This window comes from Sphingomonas kaistensis (assembly GCF_011927725.1).
Taxonomy (GTDB): Bacteria; Pseudomonadota; Alphaproteobacteria; order Sphingomonadales; family Sphingomonadaceae; genus Sphingomicrobium; species Sphingomicrobium kaistense.
On the sequence record NZ_JAATJC010000001.1, the window covers coordinates 2526725 to 2549368 of the forward strand.

The 22644-nt window shown below is 68.8% G+C and carries 23 protein-coding genes and 1 tRNA gene; 5 read left to right on the top strand and 19 right to left on the bottom strand.

Annotated features, from left to right (window positions below; genetic code table 11):
- Positions 1-14: 14 nt before the first annotated feature.
- Both desA and GGQ97_RS12430 read right to left on the bottom strand, forming a co-directional pair.
- Positions 15-1412 carry a syringate O-demethylase gene (desA, locus tag GGQ97_RS12425; RefSeq protein WP_168070015.1) on the bottom strand — a complete coding sequence of 466 codons (1398 nt, stop codon included), beginning with the start codon at positions 1410-1412 and terminating at the stop codon, positions 15-17.
- A complete protein-coding gene (locus tag GGQ97_RS12430; protein ID WP_168070017.1) occupies positions 1412-2152 on the bottom strand; it encodes an alpha/beta fold hydrolase in 741 nt (246 codons plus the stop codon). Before GGQ97_RS12430 ends, desA begins: the two co-directional genes overlap by 1 nt.
- Before the next feature lie 164 nt (positions 2153-2316).
- Between GGQ97_RS12430 and GGQ97_RS12435 the strand changes: the two genes are divergently transcribed.
- Positions 2317-3654, top strand: coding sequence for an MFS transporter (locus GGQ97_RS12435; RefSeq protein ID WP_168070018.1), 1338 nt, complete (start codon positions 2317-2319; stop codon positions 3652-3654).
- 80 nt (positions 3655-3734) lie between these two features.
- On the opposite strand, the gene GGQ97_RS12440 is transcribed toward GGQ97_RS12435, so the two are convergent.
- From GGQ97_RS12440 to GGQ97_RS12460, 5 genes are all read right to left on the bottom strand, one after another.
- Positions 3735-3809, bottom strand: a tRNA-Val gene (locus GGQ97_RS12440).
- Positions 3810-3858: 49 nt separating this feature from the next.
- Complete coding sequence (locus tag GGQ97_RS12445; protein WP_168070020.1) at positions 3859-4800, bottom strand: acetyl-CoA carboxylase carboxyltransferase subunit alpha; 942 nt, start codon at positions 4798-4800, stop codon at positions 3859-3861.
- 12 nt (positions 4801-4812) lie between these two features.
- Positions 4813-5703, bottom strand: coding sequence for a tyrosine recombinase (locus GGQ97_RS12450; protein WP_168070022.1), 891 nt, complete (start codon positions 5701-5703; stop codon positions 4813-4815).
- Positions 5700-7520, bottom strand: coding sequence for a hypothetical protein (locus GGQ97_RS12455; RefSeq protein ID WP_168070023.1), 1821 nt, complete (start codon positions 7518-7520; stop codon positions 5700-5702). Before GGQ97_RS12455 ends, GGQ97_RS12450 begins: the two co-directional genes overlap by 4 nt.
- The gene (locus GGQ97_RS12460; RefSeq protein ID WP_168070025.1) at positions 7504-7659 is read right to left on the bottom strand and encodes a hypothetical protein; all 156 of its coding nucleotides are present in this window, start codon (positions 7657-7659) and stop codon (positions 7504-7506) included. The genes GGQ97_RS12455 and GGQ97_RS12460 overlap by 17 nt, the downstream gene beginning before the upstream one ends.
- A 49-nt stretch (positions 7660-7708) precedes the next feature.
- Here GGQ97_RS12460 and GGQ97_RS12465 point away from each other — a divergent pair, with 49 nt between their 5' ends.
- Both GGQ97_RS12465 and aroB read left to right on the top strand, forming a co-directional pair.
- Complete coding sequence (locus GGQ97_RS12465) at positions 7709-8269, top strand: shikimate kinase (protein ID WP_168070026.1); 561 nt, start codon at positions 7709-7711, stop codon at positions 8267-8269.
- A complete protein-coding gene (gene aroB, locus GGQ97_RS12470; RefSeq protein WP_168070028.1) occupies positions 8266-9336 on the top strand; it encodes a 3-dehydroquinate synthase in 1071 nt (356 codons plus the stop codon). The genes GGQ97_RS12465 and aroB overlap by 4 nt, the downstream gene beginning before the upstream one ends.
- 9 nt (positions 9337-9345) lie before the next feature.
- Here the strand turns inward: aroB and GGQ97_RS12475 are convergent, their stop codons facing one another.
- Genes GGQ97_RS12475 through radA form a run of 5 tightly spaced genes read right to left on the bottom strand, consistent with a single transcriptional unit; the run spans position 9346 to position 14753 of the window.
- A complete protein-coding gene (locus GGQ97_RS12475) occupies positions 9346-11085 on the bottom strand; it encodes a monovalent cation:proton antiporter-2 (CPA2) family protein (protein ID WP_168070029.1) in 1740 nt (579 codons plus the stop codon).
- The gene (locus GGQ97_RS12480) at positions 11082-11516 is read right to left on the bottom strand and encodes an iron-sulfur cluster assembly scaffold protein (RefSeq protein ID WP_168070031.1); all 435 of its coding nucleotides are present in this window, start codon (positions 11514-11516) and stop codon (positions 11082-11084) included. Before GGQ97_RS12480 ends, GGQ97_RS12475 begins: the two co-directional genes overlap by 4 nt.
- Positions 11513-12835 carry a cysteine--tRNA ligase gene (gene cysS / locus GGQ97_RS12485; RefSeq protein WP_168070033.1) on the bottom strand — a complete coding sequence of 441 codons (1323 nt, stop codon included), beginning with the start codon at positions 12833-12835 and terminating at the stop codon, positions 11513-11515. Before cysS ends, GGQ97_RS12480 begins: the two co-directional genes overlap by 4 nt.
- Positions 12832-13344 carry a CvpA family protein gene (locus GGQ97_RS12490; protein WP_168070034.1) on the bottom strand — a complete coding sequence of 171 codons (513 nt, stop codon included), beginning with the start codon at positions 13342-13344 and terminating at the stop codon, positions 12832-12834. Before GGQ97_RS12490 ends, cysS begins: the two co-directional genes overlap by 4 nt.
- 47 nt (positions 13345-13391) lie before the next feature.
- Positions 13392-14753: a DNA repair protein RadA gene (radA, locus tag GGQ97_RS12495; RefSeq protein WP_168070036.1), complete on the bottom strand. Its 1362-nt coding sequence runs from the start codon at positions 14751-14753 to the stop codon at positions 13392-13394.
- Between the two features lie 91 nt (positions 14754-14844).
- On the opposite strand from radA, the gene GGQ97_RS12500 reads away from it, so the two are divergent.
- On the top strand, positions 14845-15726 hold the full coding sequence (locus GGQ97_RS12500; protein WP_168070038.1) for an alpha/beta fold hydrolase: 882 nt from the start codon (positions 14845-14847) through the stop codon (positions 15724-15726).
- On the opposite strand, the gene GGQ97_RS12505 is transcribed toward GGQ97_RS12500, so the two are convergent.
- Both GGQ97_RS12505 and GGQ97_RS12510 read right to left on the bottom strand, forming a co-directional pair.
- Positions 15723-16952, bottom strand: a complete 1230-nt coding sequence (locus GGQ97_RS12505) for a pyridoxal-dependent decarboxylase, exosortase A system-associated (RefSeq protein WP_168070039.1) — start codon at positions 16950-16952, stop codon at positions 15723-15725. The two genes, GGQ97_RS12500 and GGQ97_RS12505, sit on opposite strands and share 4 nt — an antisense overlap.
- Entirely contained in the window at positions 16949-18409 is a 1461-nt protein-coding gene (locus tag GGQ97_RS12510; protein WP_168070041.1) for an AMP-binding protein, read from the bottom strand. The genes GGQ97_RS12505 and GGQ97_RS12510 overlap by 4 nt, the downstream gene beginning before the upstream one ends.
- A gap of 64 nt (positions 18410-18473) precedes the next feature.
- Between GGQ97_RS12510 and GGQ97_RS12515 the strand changes: the two genes are divergently transcribed.
- The gene (locus GGQ97_RS12515) at positions 18474-18749 is read left to right on the top strand and encodes an acyl carrier protein (RefSeq protein ID WP_168070043.1); all 276 of its coding nucleotides are present in this window, start codon (positions 18474-18476) and stop codon (positions 18747-18749) included.
- A 17-nt stretch (positions 18750-18766) separates the two neighbouring features.
- Here GGQ97_RS12515 and trxB read toward each other — a convergent pair whose 3' ends face one another.
- From trxB to GGQ97_RS12540, 5 genes are all read right to left on the bottom strand, one after another.
- Positions 18767-19735, bottom strand: coding sequence for a thioredoxin-disulfide reductase (gene trxB, locus GGQ97_RS12520; RefSeq protein ID WP_168070045.1), 969 nt, complete (start codon positions 19733-19735; stop codon positions 18767-18769).
- Between the two features lie 11 nt (positions 19736-19746).
- Positions 19747-19971, bottom strand: a complete 225-nt coding sequence (locus GGQ97_RS12525; protein ID WP_168070046.1) for a hypothetical protein — start codon at positions 19969-19971, stop codon at positions 19747-19749.
- A gap of 40 nt (positions 19972-20011) precedes the next feature.
- Positions 20012-21433, bottom strand: a complete 1422-nt coding sequence (locus GGQ97_RS12530; RefSeq protein ID WP_168070048.1) for a hypothetical protein — start codon at positions 21431-21433, stop codon at positions 20012-20014.
- Between the two features lie 94 nt (positions 21434-21527).
- Positions 21528-21869 carry a hypothetical protein gene (locus GGQ97_RS12535; protein WP_168070050.1) on the bottom strand — a complete coding sequence of 114 codons (342 nt, stop codon included), beginning with the start codon at positions 21867-21869 and terminating at the stop codon, positions 21528-21530.
- Between the two features lie 4 nt (positions 21870-21873).
- Positions 21874-22626 carry a MauE/DoxX family redox-associated membrane protein gene (locus GGQ97_RS12540; RefSeq protein WP_245197954.1) on the bottom strand — a complete coding sequence of 251 codons (753 nt, stop codon included), beginning with the start codon at positions 22624-22626 and terminating at the stop codon, positions 21874-21876.
- Positions 22627-22644: the final 18 nt, after the last annotated feature.

The window sequence follows — 22644 nt, forward strand, 5'->3', positions numbered from 1 at the left end:
CTTGCTACTTTCGTTCAGGCCGGCTGCCGGGTCCGCCAGCTGTCAGCGTAGCTGTCGCGCGCCACTTCGGAGTAGGGCACGGAGGCCACCGTCGCGCGGATTTCGGTCTGGACGTGGCGCTCGACCGTCGGCTTGCGGGTGCCGCCGTCGGGCTCACCCCACAGCAGGGTGACCTGCGTTCCCGGCTCGGCATGGTCGGCGTCGAGCATGGCGAGGGTCAGCATGCGCCCTTCGTTCGAGCTGTAGCCGATCCAGGTCGACAGCCCGACCAGCTTCCCGTCGATCAACACCTGATCGAACGGGTGCATCGCATAAACCGCCGAGGGGAATTCCATAAATTTGGCGCGGTCGCCTTTCTGCAGCGCAGAGCTCATCACGCGCATCACATCCTCATTGTCGAGGGCGAGCGTGACCTTCTTCCGGTGCGGCTTGTCGGCCATCGCTTCCAGCGCCTCACGGCCGATGAAGTCGTGGTCGAACTTGACGAACAATCCGTAGCCCAGGTCCCACGGCGTCAGATAATAGCCTTCGACGCTGTCGGGCACGAAGCTTCCGCCGATCGACGCCTTGGCTTCGTAGGAATTGGCGCCCAGCCACTCGCGATAGGGCCGAAGCGCCTCGCCGGTGTAGATCGCCGGAAGCGGCGACGGGATCCAGCCCGACTCCAGCGTGTTCGACGAATAGCAACGCCCGCCGACCAGCTGCAGGCCGAAGTCCTTGCCGGCGGCGATCAGCGCCTGGCGCACCGTCTCGCCCTCCGCCCACGGTCCGAACAGCTCGTAGCCCGGCTGCCCCGCCATGCCGTGGCGCAGGGCGCGAACCTCGCAGCCCGCGATCTGGATGGTGGTCATGTGGAAGAATTTGAGGTCGGGCGGGGTCTGCCCCATCGCCTTTTCCAGCGTCTGCATGGCGGTCGGCCCCTGCAACTGGAAGCGATAGGACTTGCGGTTTTCGGGGTCCGGCCGGACGGCGGTGCGCTCGTCGCGTTCGACGGTGACGTTCCAGTCACCCGTCTGGGCGTGATATTCGACCCACTCGATGACCGGCGCACGGCCGACGAGGTTGAAGCGGTTCTCCTCGAGGTAGAAGAGGATCACGTCGCCGATGACATAGCCGTCGGGCGTGACCGGAACGAACTGCTTGGCGCGGTTGGGGACGAAGTTTTTGAAGCTGTTGATGCCGAGATGGTTCAGCATGGCAAAGGCGTCCGGCCCGCTGACCTCCAGGTCGACCATGTGGTAGGATTGGTTGAACAGCACGCAGGTCTTGGCCCAGCCCTGCTGTTCGTTGCGCCAGTTCGAATATTCCGCCGGCACGCCCGGATAGGCGTTGGGGCCGCTCTGCTGGTTGCGAAGCAGCTCGACGATGTCACCGCTGGCGTCCAGCACGGATTGCAGGTTCGGTTCGGACACTAGGACACTCCTTGGGCGTGCGTTGGCCACGATAGCCATTCGGCGATGGTGGCGTTGAGTTGTTCGGGTGCTTCGGCCGGCAGCATGTGTCCGGCACCCGCGATGACCCGCAGTTGCGCGTGCGGCAGTGCCGCGGCGATTTCCTCGTGTTGCGCGGGCGGGCTCCAGCGATCCTCGCTGCCCACCGCTATCAGGGTCGGGCAGGTGATCTGCGGAAGGACCGGTTCGACCAGCGGCCGGTCGAGCAACGCCTCCACCTGTGCGGCGAAGACCTCGACTCCGACCTCCCGGCACATCGTCCGCAGCGGCGCCATGACCGCCTCGTCCTGCCGTCGCCCGGGCGCCAGCATCGGCGGCAACCATTGATCGACCAGTGCCTCGACACCCTGCGCCCGCCCGACGTCGCGCAAGGCATGCCGCGCCTCCGCCTCGCCCGGGCGGGGCGGGTGTATGCCGGTGCTGAGCAGGGCGATGCGCTCGATCCGCTCCGGTGCCAGCCGGAACGCCTCGATCGCGACCCGCGCCCCCATCGAATGGCCGACCAGCGACAAGCGGCCGGAGACGGTCTCCAGCGCCCGCCTTGCCATGTCGGTGATCGTCCGCAGCAGGCCATAGCCATGCACCGCGACGGAACCGGGGAAGCGGCCCGTCTGCGCCGCGAAGATGCGAGAGTCGCACATCAACCCGGGAAGGAAGAGCAGTCGTGCCGCCGAACCCTCCTTCGAATTGATCGGCAGCATTTCACCCTTCCGAATTTTTCGAGTACATGAATAACTGACGACGAATCTTGCGGCTTGGCAAGCGGAAAAGTGGGCATGGACAGACAACCAGTTTCTTGCTGCCTGTTGGCGGACAGCGGCCGGTCAGAATCGCTCAAAGGTTTCAACGAGGGGGATTTCGCAGGATGACCACGACGACCAGCGCGGGCACGTCGCCGCTTGCCGCCATGCTCGCCGACCGGCCGATGAGTCGGTTGCAGGTCCTCGCGGTCGCGATCTCGGTGGCGCTCAACGCCCTTGATGGCTTCGACGTGCTGGCGATCACTTTCGCCGCACCGGGGATCGCCAAGGATTGGGGAATCGGCCCGGCGCAATTGGGTGTCGCACTTTCCTCCGGCCTGGTCGGAATGGCGCTCGGCTCGCTGTTCATCGCGCCGTTCGGCGATCGTCACGGCCGCCGCCCACTTATTCTTCTCTGCCTGGCGCTGATGGCCGGCGGAATGGCACTCACCGCAACTGCGACGGGCTTGGTGAGCCTTTGCTTCTGGCGCGTCGTCACCGGGCTCGGCATCGGCGGCATGGTCGCGACCATCAACGCCGTCGCGGCCGAGTTCGCCAACGAACGCCGGCGCGATTTTTCCGTCGCGGTGATGACCATCGGCTACCCCATCGGCGGCCTGATCGGCGGCTTCGCGGTTGCCGACCTGGTGGAGCCTTACGGCTGGCAGTCCGTGTTCGTGGTCGGCGCCATCGCGACCGCGGCCTTTATTCCGATCGTATGGTTCAAACTCCCGGAATCGCTCGAATTCCTGTCGCGGCTCGGCACGCCCGAAGCGCAAGCGCAGATCGATGACCTGCTGGACCGAATGGGTCACCCGCGCCTTGACGGACGCCTCGCCCCGCCGTCGGACAAGGCGCGCGGGGGCAGCTTCCAGGAGCTGCTCGGGTCGCGCTTCCGCAAGCTCTCGCTGATGCTGGTCGCGGCCTACTTCCTCCACATCGTCACCTTCTATTTCTTCTCCGGCTGGCTTCCCAAGCTGATGAGCGACCTCGGCTTCACCACCCCGGACGCCATCCGCACCTCGGCGCTGATGAGCCTTGGCGGCGTGATCGGCGGCTCGGCGCTGGGCTGGGCGGCGCCTCGCTTCGGGCTCGTCCGGCTGGTGATCCTGTCGATGATCGGCACCACCGTGACCTTTGTGGTGTTCGGGATGTTCTCGAGCCTCGTCGCCCTCCAGGCGACGGCCTTCGTTGCCGGGGCCTGCGTGTTCGGCGGCATCGTCGGCCTCTACGCCCTGCTCGCCCGCGCCTTTCCGCCCGAACTGCGAGTCACCGGGACGGGCTTGGCGATCGGCGTCGGTCGGGCCGGTGCGATCGTCGGGCCCTTGGTCGGAGGCTTCCTCATCGCCGCGGGACTGCGCATTCCACTCGCGATCGCGATTATCGGCACGGCCGCCCTCGGCGCAGCACTGATCCTCGCCTTCCTGCCCCGGTCACCCGGCACTGCTGCCAAGAAAGCCTAGCGGAAGGGCCGGCTTACGCTCTCCGGCCACTACAAAGAAAAAGCCTCGGAAAACCGCTTGGTTTTCCGAGGCTTTTTAAATGGTGGGCGTGGCAAGGATTGAACTTGCGACCCCTGCGATGTCAACACAGTGCTCTACCACTGAGCTACACGCCCACGCTGCACGCGCCTCTAGCCACCCCTTGTGAAGGGCGCAAGGCGTTCGTCACGCAATTGCGAGGAATTTCTCGCGGCGGGCGTGGCGAAGCTGGTCGGCGGTCTTGCCGCCCAGCGCGTCGAGCTCCTCGAGGATCGCCTGCTTGAGGTTGGCGATGGCCTCCGCCGGGGCGCGGTGGGCGCCGCCCAGCGGCTCGGGGACGATCCGGTCGATGACCTTGAGCGACAGGAGGTCGGCGGCGGTGATCTTCATCGCTTCGGCCGCTTCGGCCGCCTTGTCGGCAGTGCGCCACAGGATCGACGCGCAGCCCTCGGGACTGATTACCGAATAGACCGCATGCTCGAGCATCAGGACGCGGCTGGCGGCAGCAATCGCGATCGCGCCGCCCGATCCGCCCTCGCCCACCACCGCCGCAATCGAGGGCACGCCCAGCGACAGGCCGCGCTCGGTCGAGCGGGCGATGGCCTCGGCCTGGCCGCGCTCCTCGGCCTGGACGCCTGGGAAGGCACCCGGCGTATCGACCAAGCTGACCACCGGGAGGCCAAAGCGGTCGGCGAGATCCATCAGCCGGATCGCCTTGCGATAGCCCTCGGGCTTGGCCATCCCGAAATTATGCTTGAGGCGGCTGGTGGTGTCCGAGCCTTTCTCATGGCCGATCAGCATCACCTTGCGGCCGTCGATCCGGGCTAGGCCGCCCAGGATCGCCTGGTCGTCGGCGAACGCGCGGTCGCCCGCCAGCGGCATGAACTCGTCGGTCAGGCCCGCGACGTAATCGCGGAAGTGCGGCCGCTCCGGGTGGCGTGCGACCTGGGTCTTCTGCCACGGGGTCAGCCGCGAATAGGTTTCCTTGAGCATCCGCTGGCTCTTGGCCTCGAGCCGCTCGATCTCATGGTCGATGTCGAGGTCGCCGCCGCGCGCCGTATCCTTGAGCTCCGCCACTCGGGAATCGAGTTCGGCGATCGGTTTTTCGAAGTCGAGAAAGGTCAGCATAGCGGCGGGTGGCTAGGCCGGACGGCCATGCTTGGCAAGCGGATGGACCCGGTTGACCAGCTCCACCAGCCGCCCGGCATCGACATGGGTGTAAATCTGCGTGGTGGCGATGTCGGCGTGACCGAGCAGGGCCTGGAGAACACGCAGGTCGGCGCCGCCGGCCAGCAGGTGCGTCGCAAAGGCATGGCGCAGGACGTGCGGGCTGACCCGCTCGGGCGCGATCCCTGCTTCGGCCGCCATCGCCCGGACCAGCTGGAACAACCGCACCCGGCTGATGTGCCTGGTTCCGCCCGGAAACAGCCATGCGCCGCCCTTGGGTTGAGTTTCGCGCCACCGTGCGACGGCCTCGCGGGCGCGGTCGGAAATGGGGACCAGCCGCTCCTTGCCGCCCTTGCCGGCGAGGATCAGGAACGGCTCGGGCCGGGCCAGCGCAGCGCCCGGAAGGCTGACCAGCTCGGTCGCGCGCAGCCCCGACCCGTAGAGCAGTTCCAGCAAGGCGAGGTTGCGCAGGCGCAGCGGCTCCCCGCTTGCCGCCCGTGCCTCCGTTTCGGTGAACATCGCGTCCACCTCGTGCCGCTCGAGGATACGCGGCAGCGGGCGCACCGTCCGCGGCCGGGGCAAGGCGGCCGAGGGGTCGTCCCCGCGCAGGCCCTCGTCGACCAGGAAACCGTAGAAGCGGCGCAGCGCGGCGGAGCGGCGGGCAAGCGTCGCCGGGCTGAGCTCGGCCCAGGCGCCTGCGAGGCGGCCGATCTCGTTGGCCCCCGCATCGCCGAGGCCGCCCATCACTTCGGCCGCCGCGGCCAGGTCGCTGCGATAGGCGAGCAGGGTGTTGCGCGCAGCGCCGCGCTCGGCGGCCAAGGCGTCGGCGAAGCGATCGACCAGCGCGCGGTCCTCCGCCCTCACCGTGTCGGGACGGTCCTGGCGATCATCTCGGCCGCGATCAGGCGCGCCTGCGGTTCAAGCCCGGCGGAGCGCATCGCCTTCAACGCCTGGAACAGGTGTGCGGAGGGAATGCGCTCGGGGCTGGTCGCCTGCATCCCGATCGCCGCCAGCAGCAGGGTGCTGCCCGATTGGCGGCGCGTCCCGGCCTCGGTCATCCAGCGGGTCCAGTTGCTGGTCCGGCCAAGGCCGAGGCCGTAGCTTCGGTTGAGCGCGGTAGCAGTTTCCGAATCGATCCGGCCAAGTCCGGCCAGGCCCGCCACCAGCAGCTTGGAGCGCGACTTGTCCGCACTTGTGTCGGCATCGATGAAATCCTCGACCCGGCTTGCCGACAGGTCGACTTCGGCGGTGGTGCCGAGCGCGAGCAGCGCCCACGCCTGCTCGGCCGCGGCTTCGTTGCCGATATCGCCGAGCACGGGGGCCCAGCGGGCGGCGGCCTGCTCGTTGCCGCCCGCCAGCAAAGAGGCGATCAGCTTGGGCGCATCGGCCTCCATCGCGGGCGAAGGCCGCACCCGGCTCGCCGCCAGGGACAGCAGGGCCTCGCCTGCAAGCCGCTCAAGCGCGCCCTCGCCCTCACCCCACAGCCGGCGCATCGCGGCCAGCCGCTCGCTTTCTTCACGCGCCGCAAAGGCGAGGCGCAATTGCCACGAATCGGTTTCGGCAAGGTCCGACGGGTCGGTCGCGTCGTAGATGGTGGCGTACAGGTCGCCGAGCGCGGCCGAGGAGAATACCCCGAGACCGGTGGCGATCCGGGCCGAGGGAAGCCGCTGCTCCGCGCTCAGCATCGGCGCGCGGGCCTGCCATGCGCGGACCCGCGCCGGCGCACGCCCCAGCAGGGTCGCGGGCGGGACCAACCCGGTCGCCGCGGACAGGCCGAAGCGCCAGGCGGTCAGCGATTCGACCTTGTCCCATTCCACCGTCGCGGCGCGGCCGGTGTCGGCTCCGGCGCCGACCACCTTGTCGGCCAGCACATGGTCGATCCCGGTCACCGGACCACGGCGGCGGGCCTGCTCGATCCGGGTCGCGGCGCTGCTCGCCTCCCCGGCCAGCCCCGCGCACATCGCATCGGTCAGTGCCAGCACCTTGCTTTCGACCTTGGCCATATTCCCGCGCAGGGGACACAGCGCGCCCGGGTCGGCCGAGGCCAGCGCGCTCTGCACCGCCACCTGCGTCATCTTGGGGGTGAAATCGGACACGTCGACACCGGCCACCAGCATCGCCGCAGCATCCGCCTCGCCCATCCGCAGCAGCAACCAAGCGCGCTCGGCGACCCAGTCGACCGGATGGACCTCGGGCGGCGCGTCGCTCCGCGCAAGGAGCGCATTGCGCAGCGCGATGTGAAGCCAGCGGCTGGGCAGCGGGGTATCGAGCCGGCGCATCAGCCCGGACAGGAAGCCGCCGTTGGCACTACCCCACGGCGTGTCGCCAAGGCCCCATTGGGCCGGGTCGATCGCGCCGACCCGGCGCGGATCGCGGCGCGAGGCGTCGGGAATTTCGACCGGGGGCAGCGGCGCCGGCAGTTCGGCCAGCTCCTCGGGGCTCAGGCTTTCGCTCTCGACCACCGCCGAGCCCTCGGCAGGGGCGGTGCGCGCGGGCCGGCCAGCCTCGCTCGCGCTGCTGTCCGGCGCTTGCGTATTGGACTGGCTGTTGGCCTGCTCGGGCGGCGGCGCGGTGTCGTTGAAGGTCGGCGGAAGCAGGCTCTGCTGGGCCAGCGCCAGCGCCGGGATCGCTACCAGGCCGAGGGCGGCGGTCCGCAGCAGGCGGTTACGCCGGGCGGGCAACGTCCACCTCGATCGGAGCGGTCGGCACCTCCTCCACGCTGCCGGCCACCCAGACGGCGAACGCCGCCAGGATGGCAAGCAGGATCAACCAGATGATGAGCCCGCGCGCGGGGTGCGGAGGCTTGCGTCGTATCGCCATGAGGCGGGCTTTTGCCGACTGATGCCCACGCTGTATAGCCCCAACGGAAATGTCTCGCCGCCCCCTCCCCTTCGATGGCAAGCTGGACCGCTCGATCGTGCTGGTCGGGCTGATGGGTGCGGGCAAGTCCACGGTAGGCCGCCGCCTCGCCCGCCGGCTCGGCCTGCCGTTCGTCGACAGCGACACCGAGATCGAGGATGCGGCCGGGCTCAGCGCCGGAGAGGTGTTCCAGCGCTTCGGCGAACGCGACTTCCGCGACGGGGAGCGACGGGTGGTCGCCCGGCTTGCCGAGGGTCCGGTGCGGGTGATCGCCACCGGCGGCGGCGCGTTCGTCAACGACGGCACCCGCGCGCTGCTCAACGCCAAGTGCATCACCGTCTGGCTCGATGCGCCGGTCAGGTTGCTTACCGAGCGGACCGCCCGCCGGCCCGAAACCCGCCCGATGCTGACCAATGGCAGCCGGGCCGAGACGCTTGCCCGCCTCGATGCCGAACGCCGCCCGGCCTATTCGGAGGCGCATATCCGTGTCACCAGCGACGGCAGCGCGCATGGGGAGGTGGTGGAACGGATCGTCGCCGCCATCGACCAGCACCTCGGGGAGAAGACGTGAAGAACCTGACCGTGGAAGCCGGCGACCAGCGCTACGACGTGCTGGTCGGGCGGCTCGAGGATTGCCGCAGCCGGCTGGTCGCGCTCGCCGCGGGCAAGCCGCTGGTGGTGGTCACCGAGCCCAAGGTGTGGAGTCTTCACGGGCCCCGGCTCGAAGCGCTTCTGCCGTGCGATCCGATTTTGGTGCCCGAGGGCGAGGAGGCCAAGGACTGGCCGCACCTGATGGAGCTGATCGCCGCCTTCACCGAGCGTAACCTCGACCGGTCGGCGGCAATCGCGGCGTTCGGCGGCGGGTCGGTGGGCGATCTCGCCGGGCTTGCCGCGGGCCTGTTCAAGCGCGGCCTGCCGATCGTCCAGCTGCCGACGACGTTGCTCGCTCAGGCCGACAGCGCGGTCGGCGGCAAGACCGCGATCGACGCGCTCGGCCAGAAGAATTTGGTCGGCATGTTCCATCAGCCGAAGCTGGTCATCGCCGACGTCTCCCTGCTCGATTCGCTCGACCCGCGTCAGTTGCGCGGCGGTTATGCCGAGGTCGTGAAATATGGCCTGATCCGCCACGAAACCCTGTTCGAATGGCTCGAAGGCCATGGCGCCGCCCTGCTCGGCGGCCAGCGCGAATATCGCGAGGAAGCGGTGTGGCAGAGCGTCGCCGCCAAGGCCCGGACGGTCGAGGCCGACGTCACCGACCGCAACGGGGCGCGGGCATTGCTGAATTTCGGCCATACCTTCGGCCATGCGCTGGAAAGCGCGGCCGGGCTCGGCACCTTGCTCCACGGCGAGGCGGTGGGGATCGGGATGGTGCTGGCGTTCGACCTGTCGGCCGCGCTCGGCCTGTGCGCTCATGACGATGCGACCCGGGTCCGAGCCCACCTGCAGTCGGTCGGCCTGCCGGTCACCATCGCCGAGACAGGCGTCGACCGCGCCGCGCTGCTGCCGCTGATGCGGGCGGACAAGAAGAACGAGGGCGGCGCGGTGCGGCTGGTACTGAGCCGCGGGATCGGCGACGCCTTCCTCAGCGAAGGGGTGGCCGAGGACGTGCTGGCGGAGTTCCTCGCCACCGCCGCCTGAGCCCGGGGCTCAATCCTCCAGCGGCCGGTGGGTGAAGCTCTGCTCCATCCCCGTCTTGAGGTCGCCGCTGGCGGTCTGCACCCGTAGCCGCTCCAGGTCGCGCTCGCGATATTCCCCTTCGACGCGGGCCGCCTCGCGTTCGGCAATGCCCAGGCTGCGCAGCGCCGCCCGGCCCATCGCCACCGCGCTGTCGAACACTTCGCGCTGCAACAGCTGCACGTCGAGCCCCTCCAGCGCCATCGCGTGGCGGCGATCGAACACCCGCACCATCACCGCCGCCTTGGGGAAGGCGTCGACGATTAGTTGGAGCTGCTCGCGCGAGAAGGCCGGGTCGTCGTGGCAGAAGTAGATGCCCTCCGCCCCTTCCGCGCCGGCGATGCGGAGCAGGTCGATGCGCGATCCGTCGCCGTAATAGACCTTGGTCCCGAACTGCCCGGCAAGCTCGATCTGCTCGGCCTTGACGTCGATGATGGTGACCGGAATCCGCTTGGCCATCAGCATTTGCGCCACGGTCTGTCCGAAGCGGCCGTAGCCGACCACGATCGCATTGGTTTCCGGGCTGAATTCCGGGCCCGGCAGGTCGACATGTTTCTCCGGCTGATTGGCCTGAAGCCAGCCGATGAAGCGCATCAGGAACGGGGTCGCGACCATCGAGGCGGTCACCACCGCGCCCAGCAGACTTGCCTGCTCGGTGCTGATCAGCCGGCCCGACGCGGCGCTGGCAAATAGCACGAAACCGAATTCGCCCGCCTGGCTGAGTAGCAGCGACAGGGTCGCCGCCCTTCCCGGCAGGCTCCCGAAGGCGCGGGCGATCGGGTAGAGCGCAGCCGCCTTGAGCAGGATCACCGCGGCGGCCAGCCCGAGCACCAGCAGCGGCTCGCCCGCGATCACCCGCAGGTCGAGCAGCATGCCCACCGACATGAAGAACAGGCCGAGCAGGATGGAGCGGAACGGCTCGATGTCGCTCTCCAGCTCGTGGCGGTACGGGCTCTCGGCCAGCATCACGCCCGCGACGAAGGCGCCCAGCGCGACCGACAGGTGAAGCGCATGCATGATCGCCGCGGCGCCGATCACAGTGGTCAGCCCGGCGACGATGAACAATTCGCGTTCGCCCAGCCGGCCGATCAGCCGGAACAGCGGCGCGACGAGATAGCGCCCGGCAAGCACCAGCCCGATCACCGCGGCGACCGTCAGGCCGGTCATCTCCAGCCCCGATGGCGCATCGGGTTCGCCGCCGACGCTCAGCGCCGCGACCAGGGTGATCAGCGGGATCAGTGCCAGGTCCTGCAGCAGCAGGATCGAGAAGGCGCGCTCGCCATGCGGGCTGTTGAGCTCGCCGGTCGAGCGCAGCATCGGCAGCACCTGCGCGGTCGAGGATAGCCCGAGCGCAAGCCCGATCGCCGCCGCCGGCCCCCACGCCAGGCCGAGCGCCAGCTTGACCAGCAAGGCCAGCGCGGTGCCCGCCACCAGCAGTTGGGCGAGGCCAAGCCCGAAGATCTCCCGCTTCATCCGCCACAGGCGCGAAGGCTGAAGCTCCAACCCGACGATGAACAGCAGCAGCGCGATGCCGATCTCGCTGACCTGGTTGATCGCCTCCGCGTCGCCCGAGACGTTCAGCACCGACGGCCCGACCACCACGCCGCCGACGATGTAGCCCAGGGTGGCGCCGAGCCCGAGGCGACGGAACAGCCCGACGAACAGCAGGGCCGCGCCGAGCAGGATGGTCAGCCAGGTGAGGTAGTCGATCATCCTTCGGCCCTGGCCTCCGCCGGGTCGGCTTCCAGCGCTTTCAGCAAGGCGTCGAACGGAAGCAGCACCGCGCCGTGCCGCCCGGCCCGGCCCTGCACCGGCGCAAGCACGGCAAAGTCGCCCGGTACCTCGCCCCGGCTCTCGAGCCAGGCCTTGAGCGCCGCGCGCATCACGATCACCTCGGCCCGCAGCCGTCCCGGCGCCCAGCCCTGTACCAGCGCGGCGCTGGCCTGGCCGTAGGCGCAGGCGGTGACCTTCTGGGCAATCGCTGCGATCCGGCCGTCGGCGACGCCGAGCTCGGTGCGGATGGTCGAACCGCAAGTAGTCGAGCGCGCCTCAGCACGATGAGTGGCCCCCTCCAGCGTCCCGTCCACCGACAGCGAAGCCGCCAGCCGAAGGATATCGAGCGTGTAGGGCGCCTCGCGGATCATGCCCTCCGCCAGGTCGTGCCCTGCGGTCCGTCCTCGAGCAGGATACCCTCTGCCTTCAGCGCATCGCGGATTCGGTCGGCGGCGGCGAAGTCGCGCGCCTTCTTAGCGGCGATCCGGGCCTCGATCTGCGACTGGATGCGGGTTTCGAGGCCCTCGTCGGCCTCACCGCCCTGAAACCAGCGGGTCGCACTTTCGCCGAGCAGGCCGAGCAAATTCGCGCTGGCCTTGAGCGTCGCGGAATCCTCGATCTGGCCCAGCCGCGAAATCGCCAGCGGGGTGTTGATGTCGTCGCTCAGCGCGTCCAGCACGCCGCCGTCGACCTCCCCGGCCTCCGCCTCACGCGCCTTGCGATACAGGCCGTCCAGCGTAGCTCGGCTTTGCGCAATCAGGCTTTCGGTCCACGGCAGCGGCGACCGGTAATGCGCACTGAGCAGCGCCAGCCGCAGCACGTCGCCCTTGTGGCCCGCAGCGAACAGTTCCTCCGGCGTCACCACATTGCCGAGGCTCTTGCTCATCTTCTCGGCACCGAAATCGACGAAGCCGTTGTGCAGCCAGGTGCGTGCCAGGGGCGCGCCGCCGTGGGCGCAGCGCGACTGCGCGGCTTCGTTCTCGTGGTGCGGGAAGACGAGGTCGATGCCGCCGGCATGGATGTCGATCGTCTCGCCCAGATGGCGACGGATCATCGCCGAGCACTCGATATGCCAGCCCGGCCGACCACGGCCCCACGGACTGTCCCAACCGATCACGCCGTCCGCGCTCGGCTTCCACAGCACGAAGTCGCCTGGCGCCCTTTTGTAGGGCGCGACCTCGACCCGCGCACCCGCCAGCATCGCCTCTCGGTCGCGCTTCGACAGCGCGCCATAATCGGGATCGCTGGCGACATCGAACAGGACATGGCCCTGCGCCGAATAAGCGTGGCCGCGCTCGATCAGGGTCGCGATCATCGCCACCATCGGCACGATCTCGGCGGTGGCGTGCGGAGCGATGTCGGGATCGCGGACCCCCAGCGCGCGCATGTCGTTCAGGTAATGCTGCTCGAACCGTTCGGTGATCACCGCGGTGTCGACACCCTCGGCGGCAGCCGCCTCGATGATCTTGTCGTCGACGTCGGTGATGTTGCGGGCATAGACCAGGCTGTCCTCGCCGTAGGTGTGCCGCAGCAGCCGCGCGAGCGTGTCGAACACCACCGCCGGGCGTGCGTTGCCGATATGGGCGCGGCCGTAGACCGTCGGTCCGCACACATACATGGTGATGCGGCCCGGGTCGGCGGGCTGGAATTCGCGTTTTTCGCGGGCTGCGGTGTCGTGGAAGCGGATCATTTCTGGTTCATTCGCTTGAGGCGGGTCTCGTTCCAGGTGGCGAGTAGGGCGCGGCCGCTGGCGTCGAGCAGGGGGTAGGTGCGGCTGTCGCGCATCCATTCGGGCCGCTCGGCCCGCGCACCGTAGACAAGGTCGGTGCCGAGATTGGCGAGCAGGAAGAACAGGGTCGCGCCGACCAGTCCCTTGAGCATCCCGAACCCGCCGCCGAGCAGCCGGTCGAGCGGCATCAGCCGCGAGGCGCGGGCCTGGCGGCCGAGGCGGTGAGCAAGCAGGCGCATCCCGACATAGGCCGGCAGGAACAGGATCACGAAGGCCAGCGCCGCGGCCCCGGTCGGTCCCTTAGTCGTCCCGCTGACATATTCCGCCACCGGCGCGTGGAACAGGATCAGCGCGACCAGCCCCGCGGCCCAGGCCGCCAGCACCAGCGCTTCCTGCACGAAGCCGCGCACGAACCCGACCAGCGCGCCGCCGCCGAGCGCCAGGAGAACGAAGATGTCGAGCGCGGTCATGGTGCAGTGCGGGATAAGGGAGAGTGACGGGTGGCGCTAGAGGCGCATCACCGCCCCGTGACCTTCTCGACCAGGCCGCGCAATTGGGAAAAGCGGGCGACCTTGATTCCCTTGGCCTCGACCCCGCCTGGCACCCACGCTTCCTCGAAGCCGAGCTTGGCCGCTTCCTTGAGCCGCAACTGGGTATGCGCCGCCTGCCGCACCTCGCCCGACAGCGCGACCTCGCCCATCACCACCGCCTCGGCCGGAACCGGGCGCTCGCTCAGCGCCGATACCAGCGCCGCCGCAACCGCGAGATCGGCGGCGGGGTCCTGCAATTTATAGCCGCCCGCGACGTTCAGATACACTTCGGCGGTCGCGAAGCTGACGCCGCAGCGCGCTTCCAGCACCGCCAGCAGCATCGCCAGCCGCGAGCTGTCCCATCCGACCGCCGAACGCCGCGGGGTCGCCCCGCTCGCCAGCCGCACCGTCAGCGCCTGGATCTCGACCAGCACCGGCCGCGTGCCTTCCAGCGCCGGGAAGATGGCGGTGCCGCTGACCGGATCGTCGCGGCGGGTCAGAAACAGCGCGCTCGGGTTCGGCACCTCGGCCAGCCCCGCGCCTTCCATCGCGAACACCCCGATCTCGTCGGTTCCGCCGAAGCGGTTCTTGACTGCGCGCAGGATGCGATACTGGTGGCTGCGCTCGCCCTCGAAACCGAGCACCGCATCGACCATATGCTCGAGCACGCGGGGCCCCGCGATGCTGCCGTCCTTGGTGACGTGGCCGACCAGGATCAGCGCCGTGCCGCGCTCCTTGGCAAAGCGGATCAGCTCCTGCGCGCTCGCCCGGACCTGCGACACCGTCCCCGGCGCGCCCTCGATCAGGTCGGAATGCATGGTCTGGACGCTGTCGATCACCAGCAGCGCGGGCGGGCTCTCGCCCTGCAGGGTCGTCAGGATGTCGCGCACGCTGGTGACGCTTGCCAGCTTCACCGGTGCCGCGCCCAGCCCCAGCCGAAGCGCCCGCAGCCGGACCTGGTCGACCGCTTCCTCGCCCGACACGTAGACCGCGCCCTTGCCGGCCTTGGCGACCGAGGCCGCTACCTGCAGCAAGAGTGTCGACTTGCCGATCCCCGGATCACCGGCCAGCAGCATCGCCGATCCCGGCACGATCCCGCCGCCGACCGCCCGGTCGAACTCGGCAATGCCGGTCGAAATCCGCACCGGCAGCGCAACTTCGGCGTCGAGCCCGACCAGTTCGACCGCCCGCCCCCCGGTCGACAGGTCGTGCTTCTGGCTGAACACCGTCGGCGCCGCGCTTTCCTGGGAAAGCGTGTTCCATTCCGCGCAATCGGGGCACTGTCCCTGCCAGCGCGAGTGGACCGACCCGCAGGCCTGGCAGACGTAACGGGCTTTGAGCTTGGCCATTGCTCCACTCGCCTAAAGAAGCGCCGCGCCCACGGCAACGGGAAGCCGCCTGAACCGTTAACCCTGCACACAATCCAGACGGAGTTCACCGATGACCTATGCCAAGGCCAAAGACGGCACGATGCTTTACTACAAGGACTGGGGCCAGGGTGATCCCGTCGTCCTGCTGCATGGCTGGCCGCTGACCGGCGACACCTTCGACGACCTTGCGGTCAAGCTGGTCGAAGCCGGCAAGCGCTGCATCATTCCCGATCGCCGCGGCTTCGGACGTTCGGACCAGCCGTGGAACGGCTACGACTATGACACCTTCGCCGACGACGTCGCGGCGATTCTCGAGGATGCGGGCATCAACCAGCCGGTCGCGCTGGTCGGCTTCTCGATGGGCGGCGGCGAAGTCGCCCGCTTCACCTCGAAGCAGGGCCGTGGCCGGGTCAGCGCGGCGGTGTTCGCCAGCTCGGTCGTGCCCAAGGTCGTGCAGAGCGAGGACTGGCCCGATGGCGTGCCGCAGTCGAAGCTCGACGACATCACCAAGCAGATGAAGGAAGACCGCGCCGGCTTCATGAAGACCTTCCTGCAGCAATTCTACGGCTGGGGCGTGCTGTCGCGCCCGGTCAGCGAGGCGGTGCTCGATTCGGGCTTCCAGCAGGCGATGATGGCCGGCGCTCGCCCGACCTATGCGGCGGCGGCGGCCTGGGCCGGGACCGATTTCCGTCCCGACCTTCCCGCCTTCGACGGCATTCCGACGCTGATCCTCCACGGGACCAGCGACGCCAACGTCCCGATCGAGGGCACCGGCCGCAAGACCAAGGAGCTGATCCCTCACGCAACCTTGATCGAATATGACGGAAGCCCGCACGGCATCTTCGAGACCGACAAGGAGCGCTTCTGCAAGGACGTGGTCGAGTTCCTGACTCGCGAAGGCCGGGGCACCAGCGCCGACACCGGCGGCAGCGCGATCCCGCTCGCCAACTAGACCAGTACCTCCCGCGCGGCCCCCTGGCTGAGGAAAGCCTGGGGGCTCGCGGTGAGGCCGTAAGCCCCGGCGCAGAAGATGGCGATCACGTCGCCAACCTCTGCGCGTGGGAGCATGACCTCGTCGGCCAGGAGGTCGAGCGGGGTGCACAGGCAACCCACGATCGTCACCTCTTCCTCGGGCTCGTCCCCGAAGCGGTTGGCCACCGCCACCGGATAGTTGCGTCGCAACAGCTGCCCGAAATTGCCGCTCGCGGCGAGCATGTGGTGGAGCCCGCCATCGACCACCAGGAAGGTCTTGCCGCGGCTCACCTTCCGGTCGACGACGCGGGTCAGATAGACCCCGCATTCCCCGACCAGCCAGCGGCCCAGTTCGATCACGAACCTCGTATCCCGCAGGACCGCCGGCCGCGCCGCCAGCGTCTCCGCCAGCGCCTCGCCGACCGCGTCGATGTCGAGCGGCTTGTCGCCCGAAAAATAGGGAATGCCGAACCCGCCGCCGAGATTGACCTCGGGCGGTGTCAGCCCGACCTCGGCCGCAATGTCGCCCGCCAGTGCAACGGTCGCCCGCTGCATCTCGATCACCGCCTCGGCCGACAGCGACTGCGACCCGGCATAGACGTGCAGGCCGCGCCACTCTGCACCCGCCTCGACGATCCGCCGCACCAGCGCCGGCACCGCCTCATGATCCACCCCGAACTGGCTCGCCAGCCCGCCCATCTTCATGCCCGACCCCTTTAGGCCGAAGGGCGGATTGACCCGCACGCCCACCGAGGGCTGCTTCCCGATCACCCGGGCGACCGACAGCAATCGATCGAGCTCTCCATCGCTCTCGACATGGACGCACACTCCGCAGTCGAGCGCGTCGGTCAGGTCAGGATTGCCTTTGCCCGGCCCGGCGAAGCTGACCGGCAGTCCGGGCCGAAGCAGCCCCGCCGCCTCTACCGTCGCCAATTCCCCCGCCGACGCGAGATCGAAGCCGTCGACCAGCGTGCCCATGTGCGCGAGCAGCGCAGGATGGGGGTTGGCCTTGACCGCGTAGTGCAGGTCGACGCCGGCAAAGGCCGAGCGGAAGCGCGCCACTTGCCGGTCGATCACCGACCGGTCGTAGACGAACAAGGGCGCCCCATGCTCGCCGATCAGCCGCAAGCCTTCCGTGCCGCCAATCAGCAGCGAACCGTCCGCACTGGCCGCGAATCCGGTCGGGATCGGCCCCATCGCCTTCATGCGCTCACCTCCGCGCTGAGCGCGGCGCGGTCGATCTTGCCGTTGGGCGACAAGGGCAGCGCCTCCACCCAGCGCACCTCACTGGGGCGTAGGTGCGCCGGAAGTTCGGCGGCGAACCAGCGCTGCAACCGCTCCTCGGCCCCCTCGCCCCGCGCCACCGCCACCAGCACGATCCGCTGTCCCAGCCGCTCGTCCTTGACCCCGAAGGCGGCGCCATCCTCCACCGCCCCGCTCGCAAGCGCGGCTTCTTCGATTTCGCTGGGAGAAACGCGATGTCCCGACACCTTGATCATCGCATCGTCACGGCCCTTGATCCGGAGCAGGCCGTCGGCCCCGATCACCACCCGGTCGCCCGACCAGACGGCGCCGCCGCGAAAGCGCTGCGCGCTGCGCTCGGGGTCCTGCCAATAGCCCTGCGCGACCAGCGGCCCGGCGTGAACCAGCTCCCCCTCCTCGCCTGCCGCCGCCTCGCCGCCGTCCGCGCGGCGCACCGAAAGCTCGGCGAACGGGATGGCGCTCCCCACCGAATCGGGATGCGCGTCGACCAGCGCGGGATCGAGGCTGGCCGAGCGGAAGGCTTCGGTCAGCCCATACATCAGATGCAGCCGCGCCTGCGGAAACAGCGCGCGCAGTTTTCGCACCAGCGGTTCGGGCATGTGCCCGCCCGAATTGGTCAGCGTACGCAGGCTTGCCCCCGCCTCGCCCCACGCCTGTTCCGCCAGCTGCGCCCACAGAGGCGGCACGCCGGCCAGCACGGTGGCTTGGGTACGCTCCACCGCACGGACCACGTCGCGCGGGAGGAGATAATCGAAGGCGATGGCCTCGCCCCCCGCCGCCCAGGTCGAAAGCAGCTGGTTCTGCCCGTAATCGAACGCCAGCGGCAGCACGCACAGCGTCCGGTCGCTCGCCGAAAGCCCCAGATAATGCGCCACGCTCACCGCGCCGAGCCACAGGTTGGCATGGCTCAGCATCACGCCCTTGGGGCGCCCGGTCGAACCGGAGGTGTAGAGCAGCGCCGTGAGGTCGCCCGGGTCGGCCTGCGAGGGGGGGAGCGCGCCATCCCCGTCGGTCCATTCCTCCAGCGCCACGGTCAGTCCGGGCCGCTGCTCCAGCGTTTCCAGCCGCGCGCGATTGGCGACCAGCAGCCGTGCACCGCTATCGCCGAGGATATGCTCGGCCTGGGCGCGGCGCAGCACGGGGTTGATCGGTACGTGGACCAGTCCGGCCCGCGCTGCTGCAAGCGGCATCAGGCAGGCGATCCGGGTCTTGCCGCACCAGCTTGCCACCCGGTCCCCCCGCACGAGGCCGAGCGCGAGAAGCCGGTCGGCTATTCGCCCGACCGCTTCCTCCAGTGCCGCATAGCTAAGCGTCTCGCCGCCCACCGTCAGCGCGGTCGCTTCGACGCCACCGCGCCGGGGCAGGTGATCGAGCGGAAAGGGCGTCGGATCGGGGCGCATCGTGCCTTGCCGAATGCCGCCTAACTTGCGCCTTGGCCAGCCCTCCCCTAGACGCCCCGCCACCATGGCCGCCAAGCCTCAGATCCCGTCGGCCGACGTCGACCCCGCCCTCCGCCGCTTGCTGGCCGAGACCCTTGGGCTGTCCGAAAGCCGTGTCGCCGGTTTTGACGGACACACCGAATTGTTCGGCGCCCTGCCCGAGTTCGACTCGATGGCGGTCGCAAACCTCCTGACCGGGATCGAGGAGCGTTTCTCGGTGCTGATCGAGGATAGCGACGTCGAGGCGGAGGATTTCGCCACCTTCGGATCGCTCAAGGCCTTCGTCGAGCGGCTGGCCTAAGCCGCAGCCGCAGGCGCCTATTCGGCCGCCTGCAACTCCGCAAATTCCTCGGCCGCCAGGAATCGCTCGGCGTCGAGCGCGGCCATGCAACCCGTCCCGGCCGCCGTCACCGCCTGGCGATAGGTCTTGTCCATCACGTCCCCGCACGCGAACACGCCGGGGATGTTGGTGCGGGTCGACCCCGTCTCGACCGCCAGATAGCCGTCCTCGTCGAGGTCGAGCTGGCCGCCGAACAGCTCCGTCGCCGGCTTGTGGCCGATCGCGACGAACGCGCCATCGACCTCGATCTCGCTCAGCTCGCCGGTCACCCGGTTTTTGAGCCTGAGGCCCGTCAACGCCTCGGGCTCGCCGCCCGAAAGGAACTCGTCGACTTCGCTGTTCCAGATCACCTTCACCGACTTGTGCGCGAACAGCCGGTCCTGGAGGATCTTCTCCGCCCGGAAGCTGTCGCGGCGGTGGATCAGGGTCACGTCATCGCTGTGATTGGTGAGGTACAGCGCTTCCTCGACCGCGGTGTTGCCGCCGCCGATCACCGCGACCTTCTTGCCGCGGTAGAAGAAACCGTCGCAGGTCGCGCAGGCGCTGGCGCCCTTGCCCTTCATTCGCTCCTCGCTCGGCAAGCCCAGCCACTTGGCCTGCGCGCCGGTCGCGATCACCAGCGTGTCGGCGAGATAGGTGGTGCCGCTGTCGCCGATCAGCCGGAACGGGCGGCCGTTCAGCTCGACCCGCTCGATATGGTCCCACAGCATCCGGGTGCCGACATGCTCGGCCTGCGCCTGCATCTCCTCCATCAGCCAGGGGCCCTGGATGACGTCACGGAAGCCGGGATAATTCTCGACGTCGGTGGTCGTCGTCAGCTGGCCGCCGGGCTGGATGCCCTGGATGACGATCGGCTGGAGGCCGGCGCGGGCGGCATAGATGGCAGCGGTCAGGCCGGCCGGGCCGGAACCCAGGACGATCAGGCGGCTGTGGATGGTCTCGCTCATGGGTTGCCTACTTAGTGATCATGCTCGTGGGCGCCATGGCCCTCGGCCGCGGGCGCATCGGCGGTTTTCTTCGCGGCCTTCATCTTCTCGCAGCAGGGCATGGGCTTGTCGCCCTTGCAGCAGTCCATCTTGCACTCGGCTTCCATGCCCTTGTGGTGGTCGGCATGGTCCTGGGCGGGGGCGGCGACAGGCGCGGGAGCGGCGGCCAGCGCGGCGGCGAGGATGAGGTGAATCATCCCCGCCACCTAGCAGGGGCCGAGCGCCCGCGAAAGCGGACTAGCCGATCTTCAGCCGCACGAACGCCATGCCGCCGAGTGGGCGCGCTTTGCCATATTCGGCGCGCAGGCCCTGCGGCACGAAGTTCACCGCGACCAGCCCGCCGACGCCCAATTTCAGTTGCGGCGCGATCTGGAAATCGCGGATCGCGCCCGCCGACACCTTGCCGACGGTGAACGCCTCGCCGTGATGCTCCTCGTCTTCATGGTCGATCGGCAACAGCTCGCTGTTCTCGGTGATTTCGCCGCGCCCGAACAGGGTCCATAGCCCTTTCTTGAGCGACGTCTCGGCGACGAACGCGTCATAATCATGCCCCTCGGCGCTCTTGCGCCCCCAGGCCACGGTTGAGGCCGAGCGCCATCCGTTCGCCAGGTCGGTCGCGTAGATCCCGCTCGCCGACAGCCGCGTCTGGTTGACCCCCGGCTCGAGCTGTTCGGGATCCTTGAGCCGGGCCCAGCTCGCCTGCAGCGCCAGATCGCGGGTCGGATTGACGCTCACCCTGACGGCAGTCGAATCGAGCGGCGCCGTTTCGATGTTCCAGCGATACTGGTCGGGCTCGCGTCCGTTGAAGCGCGATACCTCCAGCTTGACCCGGTCGAGCACCAGCCCGCCGGTCAGCACCCCGAAGCTGATATGCTGCGAATCGAGCCAATGGTGGCTGATCGGCGCTTCGGGCGAATCCATGATCGATTCGCGGTGCATGAAGGCGCCCGGCCCGAATGCCGGCTCACCCGGAAGGCCGCCATAGAGGAAGACGCTGCTGTCGGCCCCGATCGGCTGCGAGATGCTGGCCGACAATTCCATCACGGAATCATGCGGGTGCTGGCGGTCGATCAGGCGGTTCACCCCATCGGCGGTTTCGCCGCTCGCCAGCAGCAAGGGATAGCCGCTCTTGCCCATCAGGGGGTCGGGACTGAACCCGGCGCGCAGCTGAAGCGTGCCCCCGCCGACCGGGCGACGGGCCATGCCCATGATCATGCCCGCACCGAACAACTTGTCGTCACCGCGGCGGCTGCCCTGCTTGCTGTACACCCCGAACAGGTCGGCATGCCCCATCAGCATCCAGTCGCCGGCCATGGTCATCAGGCCGCGATGCTCGGCCGAATCGGGCTGCCAAGAGGTGCCCGACGATTCGCGGCCCATCGAATAGGAACCGAGCGCGCCCGTCATCTCGTCATGGCTGCCGTCATCCATCGGCTCCATGTCGTGCCCGGCGTGCGGGTCGGCCGCGGGCATCGCAGTCATGTCGTGCCCGGCGTGGGGGTCGGGCGTGGTTGCCGTTGGCTTCACGGGTTCGGGTGCAGGCGCAGGTGCCGGCATCGGCATGGCATGCCCCTGGTGCTCGGCATGCTGTGCTGCAGCGGGGGTGGCGACAAGCAGCGTCAACAGGCTGCTCGCCCCCAGAAGGAAAGTCTTGGTCATCACGTGGAAATCCTGATCGGCGGTCGCGCACGGTGGCGCCCGCTGCCATGGGTCATGGCCCGCACTTCAGCAGGCCAGCTCTCAAAAATGGGGATCAGGCCCGCGGCGGCGGGACTTCGACCTCACGGCGGAGTCCGTTCTGTAGCGCCAGCACCTTGGTCTCGGCGGGCGCATGCAGGACGGGCACGGGCATTACCGCCTCGGCTTCGGGCAGCGCCGCCGGCATGGCGGTGCAACAGCTCTTCGCCGGCTGAGCGGTCGAGGGATCGGGCTTCTGGCCGTGATGGTCCATACCGGCCATCTCGGTGCAATGATCGTCAATCGCCCGTGCCTCGGCCGGCATGCCGAGGGGCGCCAAGGCCAGCGCCATGAGGGCGAACAAGGCGAGCAGCAGCCGCATCACCGCGCAAATGGGCGACGCATCGCGCGCGCGCAAGCGGTCACTTGGCCAGCATCCACAACGCCATCGCCACCATCATCACATTCTCGGTCAGCGAGACGAAGCCCAGCGGCACGTTCGAGGACCCGCCGACGCAAGCGCATTTCAGCTCACGACGGTCGATGTACACCGCCTTGAACACCGACACCGCGCCGATCCCGCCGATGGCGAGTGCGATCGGCACCGACAGCCACATCGCCGCTCCGCTCAGCATCAGGACGCCGGCCAAGCCCTCCAGCCACGGGTAGAGGCTGGCATAGGGTACCCACCGCCGCGCCAGCAGGTCGTAATTGAGGAACATCGACGAGAATTTGGCGATGTCCTGCAGCTTGAGCAGCGCCAGCACGCACATCGACAGCGCGATGAACCATTCGCCCGCCATCACGGTCAGCGGCGTCCCGAACATCGCGACACTGAGCGCCAGCGCCATCGCCGCGGTCATCCCGAACAGCGCCGCAACTGGGCGGTAGCTCGTCTCCCCCGGTTCGGCGACGCGCAAGCCCAGGAAGCGGCGCAGGTCGTCGTGCCCGCCGATCCGCTGGCCATCGATGAACACTTGCGGGGTCGTCTTCACGCCCATCTCCGCCTTGAAGGCGTCGGTCTCCTCATGCGTCGTGAGATGCCGGTCCTCGACCTCGTAGCCGCGGCTCTTCAGCAGATGCAGCGCCTTCAGCCCGAACGGGCAAATGTGATCGGGCATGACCATCCGGACCAGGGTGGCGCGGGGTCGGAGCGGGCTTGATTCGCTATTCATCGCCTTCCTATAGCTTCC

What these genes read in the sequence shown, in the direction of transcription:
- GGQ97_RS12430 (WP_168070017.1), bottom strand. Translation starts at nt 2,152, where the DNA reads ATGCTGCCGATCAATTCGAAGGAGGGTTCGGCGGCACGACTGCTCTTC.
- GGQ97_RS12435 (WP_168070018.1), top strand. Translation starts at nt 2,317, where the DNA reads ATGACCACGACGACCAGCGCGGGCACGTCGCCGCTTGCCGCCATGCTC.
- GGQ97_RS12445 (WP_168070020.1), bottom strand. Translation starts at nt 4,800, where the DNA reads ATGCTGACCTTTCTCGACTTCGAAAAACCGATCGCCGAACTCGATTCC.
- GGQ97_RS12460 (WP_168070025.1), bottom strand. Translation starts at nt 7,659, where the DNA reads ATGGCGATACGACGCAAGCCTCCGCACCCCGCGCGCGGGCTCATCATC.
- GGQ97_RS12465 (WP_168070026.1), top strand. Translation starts at nt 7,709, where the DNA reads ATGTCTCGCCGCCCCCTCCCCTTCGATGGCAAGCTGGACCGCTCGATC.
- GGQ97_RS12475 (WP_168070029.1), bottom strand. Translation starts at nt 11,085, where the DNA reads ATGATCGACTACCTCACCTGGCTGACCATCCTGCTCGGCGCGGCCCTG.
- GGQ97_RS12480 (WP_168070031.1), bottom strand. Translation starts at nt 11,516, where the DNA reads ATGATCCGCGAGGCGCCCTACACGCTCGATATCCTTCGGCTGGCGGCT.
- cysS (WP_168070033.1), bottom strand. Translation starts at nt 12,835, where the DNA reads ATGATCCGCTTCCACGACACCGCAGCCCGCGAAAAACGCGAATTCCAG.
- GGQ97_RS12490 (WP_168070034.1), bottom strand. Translation starts at nt 13,344, where the DNA reads ATGACCGCGCTCGACATCTTCGTTCTCCTGGCGCTCGGCGGCGGCGCG.
- radA (WP_168070036.1), bottom strand. Translation starts at nt 14,753, where the DNA reads ATGGCCAAGCTCAAAGCCCGTTACGTCTGCCAGGCCTGCGGGTCGGTC.
- GGQ97_RS12500 (WP_168070038.1), top strand. Translation starts at nt 14,845, where the DNA reads ATGACCTATGCCAAGGCCAAAGACGGCACGATGCTTTACTACAAGGAC.
- GGQ97_RS12505 (WP_168070039.1), bottom strand. Translation starts at nt 16,952, where the DNA reads ATGAAGGCGATGGGGCCGATCCCGACCGGATTCGCGGCCAGTGCGGAC.
- GGQ97_RS12510 (WP_168070041.1), bottom strand. Translation starts at nt 18,409, where the DNA reads ATGCGCCCCGATCCGACGCCCTTTCCGCTCGATCACCTGCCCCGGCGC.
- GGQ97_RS12515 (WP_168070043.1), top strand. Translation starts at nt 18,474, where the DNA reads ATGGCCGCCAAGCCTCAGATCCCGTCGGCCGACGTCGACCCCGCCCTC.
- trxB (WP_168070045.1), bottom strand. Translation starts at nt 19,735, where the DNA reads ATGAGCGAGACCATCCACAGCCGCCTGATCGTCCTGGGTTCCGGCCCG.
- GGQ97_RS12525 (WP_168070046.1), bottom strand. Translation starts at nt 19,971, where the DNA reads ATGATTCACCTCATCCTCGCCGCCGCGCTGGCCGCCGCTCCCGCGCCT.
- GGQ97_RS12530 (WP_168070048.1), bottom strand. Translation starts at nt 21,433, where the DNA reads ATGACCAAGACTTTCCTTCTGGGGGCGAGCAGCCTGTTGACGCTGCTT.
- GGQ97_RS12540 (WP_245197954.1), bottom strand. Translation starts at nt 22,626, where the DNA reads ATGAATAGCGAATCAAGCCCGCTCCGACCCCGCGCCACCCTGGTCCGG.